Annotated in this window: 13 protein-coding genes; 10 read left to right on the plus strand and 3 right to left on the minus strand. The window is 71.6% G+C overall.

Going from position 1 to position 15072, the window contains the following annotated elements; all coding sequences use genetic code 11:
• Positions 1–36 precede the first annotated feature (36 nt).
• The 7 genes from ACFQS1_RS01860 (at position 37) to ACFQS1_RS01890 (ending at position 9398) form a co-directional block, all read left to right on the plus strand.
• The gene (locus ACFQS1_RS01860; protein ID WP_378964109.1) at positions 37–2850 is read left to right on the plus strand and encodes an FAD-binding and (Fe-S)-binding domain-containing protein; all 2814 of its coding nucleotides are present in this window, start codon (positions 37–39) and stop codon (positions 2848–2850) included.
• A 46-nt stretch (positions 2851–2896) separates the two neighbouring features.
• Positions 2897–3550: a response regulator transcription factor gene (locus ACFQS1_RS01865; protein ID WP_378964110.1), complete on the plus strand. Its 654-nt coding sequence runs from the start codon at positions 2897–2899 to the stop codon at positions 3548–3550.
• 15 nt (positions 3551–3565) lie between these two features.
• Positions 3566–4945, plus strand: a complete 1380-nt coding sequence (locus ACFQS1_RS01870; RefSeq protein ID WP_378964111.1) for a sensor histidine kinase — start codon at positions 3566–3568, stop codon at positions 4943–4945.
• Between the two features lie 61 nt (positions 4946–5006).
• Positions 5007–5786, plus strand: a complete 780-nt coding sequence (locus tag ACFQS1_RS01875) for an SDR family NAD(P)-dependent oxidoreductase (protein ID WP_378964113.1) — start codon at positions 5007–5009, stop codon at positions 5784–5786.
• A gap of 31 nt (positions 5787–5817) precedes the next feature.
• Positions 5818–6987, plus strand: coding sequence for an FIST signal transduction protein (locus ACFQS1_RS01880; RefSeq protein ID WP_378964114.1), 1170 nt, complete (start codon positions 5818–5820; stop codon positions 6985–6987).
• Between the two features lie 10 nt (positions 6988–6997).
• On the plus strand, positions 6998–8743 hold the full coding sequence (locus ACFQS1_RS01885) for a putative bifunctional diguanylate cyclase/phosphodiesterase (RefSeq protein WP_378964116.1): 1746 nt from the start codon (positions 6998–7000) through the stop codon (positions 8741–8743).
• 124 nt (positions 8744–8867) lie between these two features.
• Positions 8868–9398 (plus strand): GntR family transcriptional regulator, encoded by a 531-nt coding sequence (locus ACFQS1_RS01890; protein ID WP_378964117.1) that lies wholly within the window; start codon positions 8868–8870, stop codon positions 9396–9398.
• A 102-nt stretch (positions 9399–9500) separates the two neighbouring features.
• Here the strand turns inward: ACFQS1_RS01890 and ACFQS1_RS01895 are convergent, their stop codons facing one another.
• Together ACFQS1_RS01895 and ACFQS1_RS01900 are read right to left on the minus strand one after the other, a co-directional pair.
• A complete protein-coding gene (locus ACFQS1_RS01895) occupies positions 9501–10211 on the minus strand; it encodes an alpha/beta fold hydrolase (protein WP_378964118.1) in 711 nt (236 codons plus the stop codon).
• On the minus strand, positions 10211–11161 hold the full coding sequence (locus tag ACFQS1_RS01900) for an alpha/beta hydrolase (RefSeq protein WP_378964119.1): 951 nt from the start codon (positions 11159–11161) through the stop codon (positions 10211–10213). The genes ACFQS1_RS01895 and ACFQS1_RS01900 overlap by 1 nt, the downstream gene beginning before the upstream one ends.
• 147 nt (positions 11162–11308) lie before the next feature.
• Here ACFQS1_RS01900 and ACFQS1_RS01905 point away from each other — a divergent pair, with 147 nt between their 5' ends.
• The 3 genes from ACFQS1_RS01905 to ACFQS1_RS01915 are packed head-to-tail and all read left to right on the plus strand — an operon-like array spanning position 11309 to position 13928.
• Entirely contained in the window at positions 11309–12172 is an 864-nt protein-coding gene (locus tag ACFQS1_RS01905; protein WP_378964121.1) for an RNA polymerase sigma-70 factor, read from the plus strand.
• Positions 12173–12232: 60 nt separating this feature from the next.
• The gene (locus ACFQS1_RS01910; RefSeq protein ID WP_378964122.1) at positions 12233–13576 is read left to right on the plus strand and encodes an NAD(P)/FAD-dependent oxidoreductase; all 1344 of its coding nucleotides are present in this window, start codon (positions 12233–12235) and stop codon (positions 13574–13576) included.
• Positions 13560–13928: a nuclear transport factor 2 family protein gene (locus ACFQS1_RS01915; RefSeq protein WP_378964123.1), complete on the plus strand. Its 369-nt coding sequence runs from the start codon at positions 13560–13562 to the stop codon at positions 13926–13928. Before ACFQS1_RS01910 ends, ACFQS1_RS01915 begins: the two co-directional genes overlap by 17 nt.
• Before the next feature lie 138 nt (positions 13929–14066).
• Here ACFQS1_RS01915 and ACFQS1_RS01920 read toward each other — a convergent pair whose 3' ends face one another.
• Complete coding sequence (locus ACFQS1_RS01920) at positions 14067–14807, minus strand: SDR family oxidoreductase (RefSeq protein WP_378964125.1); 741 nt, start codon at positions 14805–14807, stop codon at positions 14067–14069.
• Between the last annotated feature and the right edge of the window lie 265 nt (positions 14808–15072).

Here is a 15072-nt window from a genome sequence, read left to right on the forward strand (position 1 = left end):
GTCGGGCGACGGGCGCGGGGTGGAAGGGTCGGGCACATGACTGATGCGGGTGAGCTGGTGCGCCGGCTGCGCCGGGCGGGTATCGGGGACGTGCTGGACGACGCGACCAACCGCTCGATGTACGCGTCCGACGCCTCGCTCTACCGCGTGGTCCCGCAGGCCGTCGTGCGGCCGCGGTCGGACGACGAGGTTGCCGCCGCACTTTCCGTCAGTCGCGAGCTCGGCGTCCCGGTCACTGCCCGGGGCGCGGGCACGTCGGTGGCCGGCAACGCGATCGGCCCGGGTGTCGTGCTCGACTTCAGCCGGCACCTGAACAAGGTGCTCGAGGTCGACCCCGCGACGCGGACCGCCCGGGTACAGGCCGGCACGGTCCAGGCCGTCCTGCAGGCCGCCGCGAAACCGCACGGTCTCCGTTTCGGCCCCGACCCGTCGACGCACACCCGCTGCACCATCGGCGGGATGATCGGCAACAACTCGTGCGGCTCCCGCACCCTCGGGTACGGCCGCACCTCGGACAACGTCGCCGGCCTGAGCGCGCTGACCATCGACGGGGAGCGGCTGGTCACCAGCGAGAAAACTTTCCAGGGCGCCGATAAGGTCACCACGGCTTTGCGCGAGGTGATCGGCGCGAACCTGGCGGTCGGCCGCACCGAGTTCGGGCGCTTTGGCCGGCAAGTTTCCGGGTACGCGGTCGAGCACCTGCTGCCCGAGAACGGCTTCAACCTCACCGAGTTCCTGGTCGGCAGCGAGGGCACCCTGACCGTGGTCACCGAGGCCACCGTGCGGCTGGTCGCCGACCCGCAGCACCGGATCCTGGTGGTTCTCGGCTACCCCGACTTCGGCGCTGCCGGCGACGCGGTCCCGGGGATCCTGCAGTTCCGGCCGACCGCCTGCGAGGGCATCGACTCGCGCATCTGCGACGTCGTGCGCAGCCGCCGCGGGCCCGGCGCGGTGCCGCCGCTGCCCGGCGGCCAGGCCTGGCTGATGGTCGAGATCGCCGGAGACGACCTGGCCGAGGCCCGCGACCAGGCGCAACGGCTGGCGAAGGCGGCGGGCGCGGTCGACACGCTGATCGTCGAGGACCCGGTCAAGGCGGCCCCGCTGTGGCGGATCCGGGAGGACGGCGCGGGCCTCGCCGGCCGGGCGCCTTCCGGGCTGCCCGCCCACGCGGGCTGGGAGGACGCGGCGGTGCCGCCGGCGCGGATCGGGGCCTATCTGCGGGACTTCGACTCGCTCTGCGAGCAGCACGAGCTGAGCAACATGCCGTACGGGCATCTCGGTGACGGTTGCGTGCACGTACGCCTGGATTTTCCGCTCGACAAGCCGGGCGGGCCCGGAAAGTTTCGCGAGTTCCTGGCCGAGGCGGCCGACCTCGTGGTCGGCTACGGCGGCTCGCTCTCCGGCGAGCACGGCGACGGTCGGGCCCGCAGCGAGCTGCTCACCAGGATGTACTCGCCGGCCGCGATCGGGCTGTTCCGCGAGATCAAGCGGACCTTCGACCCGGGCCACCTGCTCAACCCCGGAAACATCGTCGCGCCCGACCCGGTCGACGCCAACATCCGGGTGGCGCAGGCCCGGCCGGTGCGCACGAAACTCGCGCTCGCGTATCACTCCGATCACGGCGACTTCAACCAGGCGGTGCACCGCTGCACCGGCGTGGGCAAGTGCCGGGCCGACACGACCGTGCTCGGCGGCGTGATGTGCCCGTCGTATCTGGCGACCAAGAACGAGAAGGACTCGACCCGGGGCCGGGCGCGCGTGCTGCAGGAGATGCTCGACGGCGATCTTGCCCCGGGGTGGCGGGCCGAGGCCGTACACGATGCTCTTGATCTTTGTTTGTCCTGCAAGGGATGCGCGAGCGACTGCCCGACCGGGATCGACATGGCGGCCTACAAGGCCGAGGTGCTGCACCAGAGCTTCCGGCGCCGGATCCGGCCGCGGTCGCACTACTCGCTCGGGTGGCTGCCGCGCTGGTCGCGCCTGGCGGCGAAGATGCCGCGGCTGGCCAACCGCCTGATCACCCTGCCCGGCTTGCGCAGGCTGGCCCTGTTCGCGGCCGGGGTGGACGCCCGTCGCGACATTCCGAAGTTCGCGAACCAGACGTTCCGGCAATGGTTCGCCGGGCAGCCGAAGAAAGAAGGCGGGAAACCTGTCGTCCTGTTCGTCGACAGTTTCACCGACCATTTCTCGCCCGAGGTCGCGAAGGCCGCCGTCGAGGTGCTCGCCGACGCCGGCTACGCCCCGCGGGTGACCACCGAGGCGGCCTGCTGCGGCCTGACCTGGATCTCCACCGGGCAGCTGGACGCCGCGAAACGCATCCTCGGCAAGACCGTGGGCGAGTTGCGCGAAGCGGCAGAAAGTGGCGTGCCGATCGTCGGGCTCGAGCCGTCCTGCACCGGCGTGCTCCGCGGCGACCTACCCGAACTGGTCGACACCGACGCCGCCCGCCGGGTGAGCGGGGCCACCGTCACCGTGGCCGAGTTGCTCGCCCGTACGCCTGATTGGCGCCCGCCGTCGCTCGACGGCCTGAAGGTGATCGCCCAGCCGCACTGCCACCACCACGCGGTGATGGGCTGGGAGGCCGACGCGAAATTGCTGCGGCGGGCCGGCGCCGAGCTGGTGCGGCTCGGCGGCTGCTGCGGGCTGGCCGGAAATTTCGGGGTCGAGCGCGGCCATTACGAAGTTTCCGTCCAGGTCGCCGAGCAGCAGCTGCTGCCGGCGCTGCGCGACGCGAAAGAGGGCGACGTCTTTCTCGCGGACGGTTTCTCCTGCCGCACGCAGTCGGCCGACCTCGCCGGGATCCCCGGCACGCACCTGGTGCAACTCCTGGCGGCCAAGAAACCCCGCTGAAGCACTCGTGCAGTAGATTTGCCGCCCGGAGGATGGGCGGAGGCGGATGCGGATCTTGCTCGTGGAGGACGACCGCCGGGTCAGCGCGGTCATGCTCTCGATGCTGCAACGGCGCGGATACGACGTCGAGCACGCCGCCACGGCCACCGCCGCGCTCGAGGCCGCGCCGTGCGACCTGGTGCTGCTCGACCTCAACCTGCCCGACGGCGACGGCGTCGACGTGTGCCGCACCCTGCGCGCCCGCAACGAAAACTTGGGCATTATCGCGGTGACCGCCCGCGGCGAGGAACGCGACAAGGTCACCGGGCTGCGGGTGGGCGCCGACGACTACGTGGTGAAGCCGTTCTCCATGGCCGAGCTCCAGGCGCGCATCGAGGCGCTGCTGCGGCGCACGGCCCGGCAGGCGCCCGCGCGCGAGGTCGCCGAGATCGGCCCGTTGCGCATCGACCACGCGGCCCGCACGGTGCACGTCGACGACGCGCCGGTCACGCTCACGCGCAAGGAGTTCGACGTGCTGGCGTCGCTCGCCCGGCAGCCCGGGGTGGCGCTGTCCCGCGAGCGCATCCTGCTCGACGTCTGGCAGACGACGTGGTCGGGCAAGCACACCCTCGAGGTGCACGTGGCGTCGTTGCGCGCCAAGCTCGGCCGGCCCGAGCTGGTGGAGACGGTTCGCGGAGTGGGCTACCGTTTGCGCTCTTAGCGTGCGGGGGTTCGAGTGCGAAACCGGCTGGTCGGCACCTATGTGTTGCTGTTGTGCATGGTGCTGCTCGCCCTCGAGGTGCCGCTCGCGATCGCGCTGACCAACCGCGAGACCGAGCGGGTGGTCGCGGACCGGCTGGCCGACGCCACCCGCTTCGCGTCGCTGGCCGCGCCCGCGCTGCGCGGCGGCGAGCTCGAGTCGCTCACCGACGAGCTGCGCGGCTACCACGACCTCTACGGCATCGCGACCATGGTGGTCGACCAGGATCGGCGGGTGCTGAGCGTCTTCGGCGGCCCGGTGGCCGGCGCGGACGGCGCGATCCGCGGCGCGCTCGCCGGCCGCCAGGTCAGCAGCCCCTCGGTGGTCTGGCCGTGGCGGTCGGGCCCGCTGGTGGTCGCGGTGCCGGTCAGCGACGGCGGCGCGGTGCTGGGCAGCGTGCTGACCGCGTCGCCGACCGGGCCGAACCGGCGCTGTATCGTCTTCACCTGGCTGGAGCTGGGCCTGGGCGGCCTCGCGGCGGTGGCCGTGTGCGTGCTGACCGCGCACCGGCTGGCCGGCTGGGTGCTGCGGCCGGTGATCCGGCTCGATGCCGCCGCGCACGAGATCGCGGCCGGCGACACCGACGCGCGGGTGCAGCCGGGCCTGGGCCCGCCCGAGCTGCGGCGGCTTTCGGTCAGCTTCAACGAGATGGCCGACGCGGTGGCGTCGGCGTTGGAGCGGCAGCGGTCGTTCGTCGCGCACGCCAGCCACCAGCTGCGCAATCCGCTCACCGTGCTGCGGCTGCGCATCGAAGACCTGGGCGGCCGGCTCGGCGACGACTCGGCGCGCGACGACCACTCGCTGGCGCTGGCCGAAACCGATCGGTTCGCGGACGTGCTGGACGGGCTGCTCGCGCTGGCCCGGGCCGAACGCGGCCAGCATCAGGTCGCGCCGGTGGACGCGGCCGCGGTCGCGCGGGATCGGGCGGCGGCCTGGCAGCCGCTCGTCTCCCGGCGGGACATCTCGCTGGTCACCGAGCTGCCGCCGGCGCCGCTGCCGGCCTGCGCGGTGCCCACCGCGCTTGACCAGTCCCTGGACGCCCTGATCGACAACGCCCTCAAGTTCACGCCGGCCGGGGGCCGGGTCGAGGTCTCGGCCGCGAAACTTTCCGGCGGGGTGGCGATCCGGGTGCGCGACACCGGACCCGGGATGACCGACGAACAGTGTCGCCTGGCGACGGAAAGATTCTGGCGCGCCCCGGACGCCCAGAACGTGGACGGGGCGGGGCTGGGGCTTTCGATCGTGGCGGTGCTGATCGACGCGTCGGGCGGAAGGTTCACGCTGGCGCCGGCCGGCGGAGGCGGCCTCGAAGCCACCATCTGGCTGCCCGGCGGAGCCTCGGACCCGGACGACTGACGCCGTCTCGATCGGGCCGGGGGCGGGGTCCGGCCGGGCCGGACGGGGCAGCATGGGAGGCATGCGACTGGATCTTTCGGGAAAGACCGCGCTCGTCACCGGCTCGACGCAGGGCATCGGGCAGGCGATCGCGGCGGGGCTCGCCGCGGCCGGCGCGCGGGTCGGGGTGAACGGGCGGTCGGCCGAGTCGGTCGAGCGGGCGATGACGGAGATGTCCGGCGACCTGGTGGCGGTGCCGGCCGATGTGGCGACCGCGGAGGGCGCGGACGCCGTACGGGACAAGCTGCCGCACGTCGACATCCTGGTCAACAACCTCGGGATCTTCGGGGCGCAGCGGGCCCTGGAGATCACCGACGACGACTGGCGGCGGTATTTCGAGGTCAATGTCCTGGCCGCCGTCCGGCTCACCCGGGCCTACCTGCCGGGCATGCGGGAGCGGGGCTGGGGCCGGGTGCAGTACATCGCCAGCGACTCGGCGGTGGTCATCCCGGCCGAGATGATCCACTACGGGGTTTCGAAGACGGCGCTGCTCGCGGTTTCGCGGGGTTTCGCGAAGGAGGCGGCCGGATCGGGGGTGACGGTCAACTGCGTGGTCGCGGGGCCGACGCACACCGGCGGCGTGGAAAGTTTCGTGTACGAGCTGGTCGACAGGAACCTGCCGTGGGACGAGGCGCAGCGCGAGTTCATGCGGAAACACCGGCCGCAGTCGCTGTTGCAGCGACTGATCGAGCCGGCCGAGATAGCCAACATGGTGGTGTACCTGTCCTCGCCGCTCGCGTCGGCGACCACCGGCGGGGCGATCCGGGTCGACGGCGGCTACGTGGACGCGATTCTTCCCTAAAGTCGCCGGTCGGCGCGCCGATCCCCTGGCCATGACTCGCTGGTTTGGCACCGGGCACAGCACCCTGACGGATCCGGCTGCGGCGGGCGCCGCCGCAGCCGAGGCCGCCTTCGAGGGGCGGGAGCCGGTTCTCGCGTTCGTGTTCTGCTCGGTCGGCCATCAGGTGCCGGCCATGCTCGACGAGGTCCGCAAACGGGTCGGGCCGGAGACCGTGATCGTCGGGGCCACCACGTCCGGTCAGATGACGACCGGCGAGGTCAGCGGCGAAGGCGTCGCCGTGGTCGGGCTCGGCGGGGACGGCTTCTCCGCCCGTACCAGAATCTCGCGGAGCGTGACCGCCCGCCTGCGCGACGCCGGCGCCGAGATCGCGGCCTGCCTCGACGAGGTGGACCGGCCGCACCGCGCCCTGGTGATGATCTGCGACGGGCTCACCGGCAACCAGCACGAGATGGTGCGCGGCGCTTTCTCGGTTGTCGGCGCCGCGGCGCCGCTGGTCGGCGGCTGCGCGGGCGACGATCTCACCTACGTGCGGACCTACCAGTTCTACGGCGGCCGGGACGGCGTCGAGATTCTCTCCGACGCCGCCATCGGCATCGCGCTCGGGTCGGACGCGCCGCTCGGCGTCGGCATCGCGCACGGCTGGCGGAAACAGAGCGACGCCATGGTGGTGACCAACAGCCGCGACGGCCGGGTGTACGAGCTCGACGGCGAGCCGGCGCTGGACGTGCTGATGCGGCGGCTGGACCTGGACGAGTCGGTGCTCGAGGACGAGGCGGGCTTTCGCGATCTGGTGTTCCTGCATCCGCTCGGGCTTTCCCGGCGCAGCGGCGAGGACATCCGGGTGATCCACGGCTTCGACCGGGACGACCGTTCGCTGCTCTGCCTGGCCGACGTGCCGCAGGGCGCGCTGACCTGGCTGATGGAGAGCGACCACGACGCCATCGTCGACGGCGCCCGGGAGTCGGCCGGGCAGGCGCTCGACGGGCTCGACGGGCGGCCCGCGATCGGCCTGCTCGCCTTCGACTGCGCGGGGCGGCGCACGGTCCTGGGCGCCGAGGGGGTCCGGCAGGAGATCGGCGTGATCGGCAAGGAGCTGGGCGGCGTCCCGTACGGTGGTTTCTACACCAACGGCGAGATAGCGCGGCTGCGTGGCGCGCTGGGCATGCACCACTTCACGTTGGTCACGCTGGCCCTGGCCTGAGGGGGCGACCGTGAACCACTGGTCGACCCATCAACTCACCGAGTTCTTCGCCGCGGTCGGCTCGTCGCGCGACGAGCGCTCGGCCACCATGGTCGCGATGGAACGCGCCAGCGAGGTGCTCGAGGCCGAGGTCGGCGCCGTGCTGATCGGCGGCCGGGTCGAGGTCGCCTGGGGCGTACGCGGCGACGACCTGAACGCCGCACTCGCCGCCGCGCCGGACAGCCGGGCCGGCATCGAGACCATCGGCGTGGCCGGCCTCGACGACCTGCACGTGGCGTCCGCCCGGTTCGGCGCGCAGCACCGCGGCGACCTGCTGGTGGCCCGGGCCGGCGAGCCGCTCAGCGCTGAGGAGCGGCAACTTCTGCAGGCCATGGCGCAGACGCTCGGCCTGGCGCTGGACAACATCACGTTGCTCAGCGCCGAGCGAAAGTTGCGGGAGGAGCGCGAGCGGGAGGCCGCCGAGCGGCTCGCCCTGATCGAGTCGCTGCGCGAGGCCCGGCACGATTCGCTGACCGGCCTGCCGACGCGCGTGCTGTTTCTCGAGATGCTGGCGGAAAAGGTTCACGCGGCCACCCCGACCAGCGTGCTCTTCATCGACCTCGACCGGTTCAAGGCGGTAAACGACAGCCTCGGTCACCGGGCCGGCGACGAGTTGCTCGGGCACGTGGCCGGCCGGATCCGGCACTGCCTGCGCCCGGCCGACGTGGGCGCGCGCCTGGGCGGCGACGAGTTCGCGGTGCTGCTCGACGACACCGGCGCCGACGACGCCGTGCCGGTCGCGCAGCGGCTCATCGACGCGATCCGCCGGCCGTTCCACATCGCCGGCCGGGACGTGTTCATCGGCGCCAGCATCGGCGTCGCCACCCACTGCGACACGGCCCCGGTCGATCCGGACGATCTGCTCGGCAACGCCGACGTGGCGATGTACAAGGCGAAGAAGGAAGGACCGGGAAAGGTTGTCGTCTTCGCGCAGCAGATGCACGCCGAGGCGCTGACCCGGCTCACGCTGACCAGCGAGCTGCAGCGGGCGCTCGAGCACGACGAGTTCCACCTGCAGTACCAGCCGCTGATCCGGCTCGCCGACGGCACGACGGCCGGCGTCGAGGCGCTGGTGCGCTGGCGGCGGCCGGACGGCCGGTACGTGCCGCCCGCCGATTTCGTGCCGATGGCCGAGGAGAACGGCCTGATCATCGACATCGGGCGCTGGGTGCTGCGGGCCGCCGGCGAGCAGGCCGCCCGCTGGCGCCGCACGATGCCCGACCTCAAGCTCAACATCAACGTCTCGGGGCGCCAGCTCACCGACTCGTCGTTCGCCGCCGACGTGCAGCGGATGCTCGCCGGGACCGGCCTGCCGCCGACCGCGGTGACCCTGGAGCTGACCGAGTCGGTGGTGATGAGCGACCCGGACACCGCGATCGCCTGCCTCACCGACCTCAAGGCGCTGGGCGTGGGCCTGGCGGTCGACGACTTCGGCACCGGTTACTCGTCGCTGTCGTACCTGCAGCGCCTGCCGGTCGACGAGCTGAAGATCGACCGGGCGTTCATCGCGCACGCCGAGCCGACCGTCGAGGACCTCGCGGTGATCCGCGCCGTCGTCGGCCTGGCCCGCGCGCTGCGGCTGCGGACCGTGATCGAGGGCATCGAGACCGAGTCGCAGCTGGTCGCGATGCGACGGCTCGGCTGCGATTTCGGGCAAGGTTTCCACCTGCGCCGGCCGGCCGATCCGGAGCTGTTGCTGACCGCGGCGGCCGCCTGAGGCACGTTCCGGGTCGAGGCGCCCGCCCGGCCCGGGCCAGGAGGAAGCTTTCTGTCACGTTCGTCGATGACTCGGGCGCGGTTGCGTACTTGTTGTCCCTGGGCACGCCAGCGACCATCGAGCGATGTCGACCACCGGGCCGCCGCCGTACCGGCAGATCGCCGCGGGCCTGCGCGACCAGATTCTCGACGGCAGTCTTCCGGTCGGGGCGAAACTTCCGTCCCAGCATGAGCTCGCCGCGCGGCATCACGTCGCCCGCGCGACCGTGCAGTCCGCACTGCGCACGCTGCGCAACGACGGGTTGATCACGGCGCGCAAGGGCGCCGGGCATTTCGTCGTCGCGGCGGCGGTGGCCGACGGCAGCCGCTGCCCGGCCCGCCTCGAGCTCGACGCCGAGCAGCTGACCTGGCTGTCGCGGCCGGGTCACGACGTGCTGCGGGCGCTGCGCTGCGAGCTGGAGCAGGCCCATGCCGGGGCGCACGCCTGCGTCGGGCGGCATGCCGGTGAGGGGCGTTGGTGGGTGCTCTGGACCCTGCGGGCATCCGAGATCAACCGGCTGCCCGTGTGCTCGGCGAAACGCGATCCCGGCGGTGATGCGTGCCTGTTGTTCCGGGAGCACGAGGGCCGGCATTCCGACGGCGCCGGCTACTGGTGAAATGGCCAGTGGCCGGAACCCGAATCGGGACTCCGGCCACCCCGGGCGCGAATAGTGCGCGGCCTCCAGCCGCGGACTACCCGGCGGCTCACCAGCCGCGCACTACTGCGCGGCCTCCAGGATCGACTGGGTGACGGCTTCCGGCTGGGAGACGCTCAATGCGTGCGACGCGCCGGCGATCTCGCGTACGCCCTTGGCGCCGGCCCGCTGGCCCATGAAGCGGTGCAGCGCGACCGGGATGTTGAGGTCCTGGTCGGCGAAGACGAACCAGCTCGGGATCGACTGCCAGGCCGGCTTGTCCGTGGTCACGGTGTCGGTGAGCGCGGTCTGGGTGGCCGGGCGCTGGGTGTGGTACATCAGCGCGGCCTCCTTCACCGGCACGTCGGCGCAGAACTGGTGGTGGAAGGCGTCCTGGCGGATGGCGAGGTCGTTGCCGCCGGTGCTCACCGGGTAGGAGTTCAGGGCTTCGCCGAGCGTGCTGCCGGGAAACTTCGCGGACAGCTCGAACGCGGATTCGCCGGTGTCCGGGGCGAACGCGCAGACGTACACCAGCGACGTCACCGTCGACAGGCCGGCGGCCGCCTCGGTGATGACCATGCCACCGTACGAGTGGCAGACCAGCACGATCGGGCCGGTGATCGACTTGACCACGTCGCGGACGTAGGCGGCGTCGCCGGCGAGGCTGCGCAGCGGATTGGCGACGGCCACGCTGTCGTAGCCGGCGTCGTGCAGACGCTCGATCACGCCGTTCCAGCTGGCGGACTCGGCGAACGCGCCGTGGACGAGGACGACGGTGGGCTTGTTCTCGGACATCAGTTGCCTCCCAGGGCCTTGCGCAGGATGGAGATGGACTGTTCGACGGCGCCGGTCGTGGCGGCGGTGCCGCGAACCGGGTTGAGCATCATGAAGTCGTGGAGCGTGCCGTTGTAGCGAACGGCCGTGGTCCGCACGCCGGCCGCGATGAGCTTGCGGGCGTACGCCTCGCCCTCGTCGCGCAGCACGTCGTTCTCGTCGACGACGAGGAACGCCTCGGGCAGCCCGGCGAGGTCGTCGAGGGTGGCACGCAGCGGCGACGCGGTGATCTCGCCGCGCTTGTCCACCTCGGGCAGGTAGGCGTCCCAGAACCAGGCCATGCTCCGGGCGCGCAGGTGCGGGCCGTCGGCGAACTCGCGGTAACTTGCGGTGTCCTGGCCGGCGTCGGTGACCGGGTAGTACATCGACTGATGCACGAAGTGGACGTCCCCGCGTTGTTTCGCGAGGATCGTCACCGCGGCGGTCATGCCTCCGCCGACCGAGTCGCCGGCGATGGCGAGCCGCGACGCGTCGAGCCCTTCGCTCGCGCCGTCCTTGACGATCCACTGCGCTGTCGCGTACGCCTGCTCGATCGCCACCGGGTACCGGGCCTCCGGCGACCGGTCGTACTCGACGAAGACGACCGCGGCGCGCACGCCCACGGCGAGTTCACGCACGAGCCGGTCGTGGGTGCCGGCGTTGCCGAGGATCCAGCCGCCGCCGTGCACGTACAGGATGGCCGGGAGCGTCCCGGTGGCGCCGGCCGGCTTGACGATGCGGACGCGGACATCGCCCACCGCGGCGGGCACGGTGATCCACTTCTCGTCCACATCCGGTTTGTCGATCGGGGCGGCCTGCAAGTCGTCGAGCAACTTTCGCGCGCCGTCGACGCCCAGCTCGTACACGAACGGGGGTTTGCTTGTCGCGTCGGCGAACTCCTGCGCCGCGGGTTCGAGCACGTGGTCGGTCATGTGTCTGCCCTCTCTGACGTCTCGCTAGGCCAGACCGGGCGGCCGGCGGATCTGTGACAGGCCGTCCGATGTTGCGCGAGGCACACTGGTGATCGACTGCCCGCCGGGTGAGGATGAGGGGTCGACGAGCTGGGGGGAGACGCGGGCATGGCGGGAGATCTCGACGAGGCTGCCAAGATCTTCACGGGGGTGCGGCCGCGGCTGTTCGGGATCGCGTACCGCATGCTCGGCAGCGCCTCCGAGGCCGAGGACCTGGTGCAGGACGTGTGGTTGCGGTGGCAGGCGTACGACCGCGACACGGTCCAGAATCCGGCTGCTTTCCTGGCCACGACCACCACCCGGCTGGCGATCAACGAACTGCAGTCGGCGCGGGCGCGGCGTGAGACGTACATCGGGCCCTGGCTGCCCGAGCCGGTCGACACCGCCGCCGACCCCTACCTCGGCGCCGAGCGCGGCGAGGCACTCGAGTTCGCGGTGCTCATGCTGATGGAGAAGCTGACCCCGACCGAGCGGGCCGCCTACGTGCTGCGGGAGGCCTTCGACTATCCGTACTCGCAGATCGCCGACATCCTGCAGTCGACCGAGCCGGCCGTGCGGCAGCTGGTCAGCCGGGCTCGCAAGCACGTCACCGGCGAGCGCAAGGTGCCGGTTTCCGACATCATGCAGCGCGAGTTGCTCGCGACCTTTCTCGAGGCGGCCCGCACCGGCGACCTCGAGGCCCTCGAGAAACTTTTCGCGGCCGACGTGGCGAGCGTCTCCGACGGCAACGGAGCGCGGAACGTCTCGCGCCAGGTCGTGGTGGGTGCCGAGCGGGTGGCGAAGTTCGTCGCGGCGTTCTCCAGCTGGTACTGGGAGGGCGTCGAGATCCGCTGGGTCACCGCGAACGGGCGGCCCGGCGCGGTGATGAGCCGCAACGGCCAGGTTCTCGGGCTGGTGACGCTGACCGCCTCGGCCGACGGCATCGACCAGCTGCTGTGGGCGATGAACCCGGAGAAACTTTCGTCGATCTGATGTCACAAATTCCCGGGCTGTCCTGTCCAGTATGGCGACTGCGACAGAACGGGAGTCACCGTGCGGACGATCTTGGTGGTCGGTGGCGGCTACGCCGGCTTCTACACCGCCTGGAAACTTGAGAAGAAACTTCGCCGGGGCGAGGCGCGCGTCATCGTCGTCGACCCCCGGCCGTACATGACATATCAGCCGTTCCTGCCCGAGGTCGTCGCCGGCTCCGTCGAGGCACGGCACGCCGCCGTGTCCCTGCGGCGGCACCTGCGCAAGACCAGGCTGATCACCGGTGCCGTGACCCGGATCGATCACGCGAACCGCACGGTCACCGTCCGCCCGCCGGTGGGGGCGGAATTCGCCGTCGACTACGACATCATCGTGGTCACGGCCGGCGCGGTGACCCGTCAGCTCGCCGTCCCGGGCATCGCCGAGCGGGCCATCGGGATGAAGCACGTGGAGGAGGCGGTCGCCATCCGCGACCGGCTGCTGACCGCTTTCGACCAGGCGTCGACACTTTCCCCCGGGCCGGAGCGGCAGCGGCTTCTCACCGTCACCTTCGTCGGCGGCGGGTTCTCCGGCGTCGAGGGGTTCGGCGAGCTGCTCGCCCTCGCGACGGCGCTGATCCGGCGCTACCCGGAGCTCCGCGCCGACGAGCTGCGCTTCCACCTGGTGGAGGCCCGCGACCGGATCCTGCCCGAGGTGACCGACAAGCCCGGCGAGTGGGTGGTGCGCTCGCTCGAGAAGCGCGGGGCGCGCGTGCACCTGAACGCGCAGCTCCTGGATGCCACGGACGGCCACGTCGTGCTCTCGACCGGCGAAGAGTTCGACTCCGAGCTGATTGTCTGGACCGTGGGCAACGCCGCCAACCCGATGGTGCACAACCACACCGACCTGCCGATCGACTCGCGCGGCATGCTCGTCGTCCGGGCCGACCTGCGGGTGGGCACCGACGACGCGCCGGTCGAGGACGCGTGGGGCGCCGGCGACGACGCCGCGGTGCCCGACCTGGCGGCCCCGCACGCGGGCGCGGCGACGGTACCCAACGCCCAGCACGCGGTGCGGCAGGGAAAGTTGCTCGCGAACAATCTCGTCGCGACGCTGCGCGGGCGCAAGACCAGGCCGTACGTGCACCACAGCCTCGGCACGGTCGCGACACTCGGGCTCGGGCGCGGCATCTTCCAGTACCACCGCCTGGTCATCAAGGGCTTGCCGGCCTGGGTGATGCACCGCGGATACCACGTGCTGGCGGTGCCCACCTGGGAGCGCAAGGTGCGCGTCCTGGCGGTCTGGGCGACGGCCGCATTGTTCGGCCGCGACATCGTCTCGCTCGCCTCGGTACAGCATCCCAGGGACGCCTTCGTCACGGGTGGTGACCTGGTGCTGTCGGGCGCCGATGCCCCCCGTTCCTGATGACCTCGTACGGCGGCTGGCCGACACCTGCGCGCGGGGCGACCTCGATGCTCTCGAGGCGCTCCTGCACGCCACGGTGGTGGCCCACTGCGACGGCGGCGGGCAGGTGCTCGCCGCCGTCCAGCCGGTGCACGGCGCGGCCGGGGTCGCCCGCCTGATCCTCGCCCTGCTCGCCGAGCGGCCCGGGACCGAGCTGACCGTCGAGAGCGTCAACGGCCGGGCCGGGCTGGCTCTGCGCCAGAACGGCACGGCCGTGGCCGTGATGGCCGTGGCCGCCGCGGCGACCCGGATCGCCGCCGTCTGGATCGTGCTGAACCCGGCCAAGCTGCACCGCTGGCACCGGCCGGGATGAGACGCCGACCCAGCCGCACCGCATCGGCCGGGGTGAGACACCGACAAGCCGGCCCAGGTGCACCGTTTGGCGGCGGCCGGAGTGCGATACCGACAACGAAAGGGCGCCGGAAAACCGGCGCCCTTTTCGCGGAAAGTTTTACTTCTGCGTCGCCAGCCACTCGCGGAAAGTCGTGGTGGAGAGGATCGCGTCGGCCGGGGCGGTGAGCACGTCGCCCGGGGCGGCCGCGAACATTCCCGCCGTGTTGTCGATGACGACCTCACGCTTGTCGCCCCTGGCCTGGAGAATGATCCGGCCCAGCTCGTCGAGGGTGAAGACCTCCGGGCCGCCCAGGTTGCGGATGCCGTTGAGCGGCTTGCCCACGATGACGTCCGCCACCGCCTGGGAGATGTCCGCCGATGCCATCGGCTGCACCGGCGTGGCCGGCAGGCGAACCGTCTTGTCGTCGGCGGTCCAGGTCAGCACCGACGGGATGAACTCGAAGAACTGCGTGGCGCGAACGATCGAGTAAGGCACCGGCCCGGTCTCGAGAAGCTTCTCCTGGAGCACCTTGGCGCGGTAGTAGGCGAGTTCGGGTACCTGGTCGACGCCGACGATGGACAGGATGACCGCGTGGCCGACCCCATCGCGCTTGGCGGCGGCGAGCATGTTGTCCATGGTCGTCTGGAAGAAGGCCGGCGACGCATCGTCGAACGTCGGCGAGTTCGTCAGGTTGACGACCACGTCGGCGCCTTTGAGCGCCCCGTCGAGACCCTCGCCCGTGAGCAGGTCGACCCCGCTGGACGGCGCCAGGGGCGTCGCCTCATGCCCGGCCGCGGTGAGAATTTTGACTACCTGCGACCCGATGAGTCCGGTCCCGCCCAGCACGGCGATGTTCATGACTTCACACCCTTTCCAGCAGCCGTTCTGCTGTCGTCAGCTAAGACAACGCGGGCGAGTGACTTGTGACGGCGTTTCCGCGGCGGCACAAAACTTTCCGCGAACCCGGCCGCCCCGGCGTTGCGGTCCGGCTGGGTGCCAGGTCAAGCCGTCCCCCAGCCGCCGATGGGTTCAACGTGGGCGGCCGACCGAGGGGGTTGGTTTGCTCAGCGTGGGCCGCCGATCCGAGGCGCTGGGCCCGGTCAGCGTGGGCGGCCCCCACCTG

The sequence above is a fragment of the Paractinoplanes rhizophilus genome (genome assembly GCF_042664765.1).
Lineage (GTDB): Bacteria > Actinomycetota > Actinomycetes > Mycobacteriales > Micromonosporaceae > Actinoplanes > Actinoplanes rhizophilus.

Bases quoted from the DNA above. Each gene is read 5' to 3' on its own strand.
- ACFQS1_RS01880 (WP_378964114.1), top strand. From the start codon at position 5,818: ATGACTCGCTGGTTTGGCACCGGGCACAGCACCCTGACGGATCCGGCT.
- ACFQS1_RS01875 (WP_378964113.1), top strand. From the start codon at position 5,007: ATGCGACTGGATCTTTCGGGAAAGACCGCGCTCGTCACCGGCTCGACG.
- ACFQS1_RS01860 (WP_378964109.1), top strand. From the start codon at position 37: ATGACTGATGCGGGTGAGCTGGTGCGCCGGCTGCGCCGGGCGGGTATC.
- ACFQS1_RS01865 (WP_378964110.1), top strand. From the start codon at position 2,897: ATGCGGATCTTGCTCGTGGAGGACGACCGCCGGGTCAGCGCGGTCATG.
- ACFQS1_RS01890 (WP_378964117.1), top strand. From the start codon at position 8,868: ATGTCGACCACCGGGCCGCCGCCGTACCGGCAGATCGCCGCGGGCCTG.
- ACFQS1_RS01905 (WP_378964121.1), top strand. From the start codon at position 11,309: ATGGCGGGAGATCTCGACGAGGCTGCCAAGATCTTCACGGGGGTGCGG.
- ACFQS1_RS01895 (WP_378964118.1), bottom strand. From the start codon at position 10,211: ATGTCCGAGAACAAGCCCACCGTCGTCCTCGTCCACGGCGCGTTCGCC.
- ACFQS1_RS01900 (WP_378964119.1), bottom strand. From the start codon at position 11,161: ATGACCGACCACGTGCTCGAACCCGCGGCGCAGGAGTTCGCCGACGCG.
- ACFQS1_RS01915 (WP_378964123.1), top strand. From the start codon at position 13,560: ATGCCCCCCGTTCCTGATGACCTCGTACGGCGGCTGGCCGACACCTGC.
- ACFQS1_RS01920 (WP_378964125.1), bottom strand. From the start codon at position 14,807: ATGAACATCGCCGTGCTGGGCGGGACCGGACTCATCGGGTCGCAGGTA.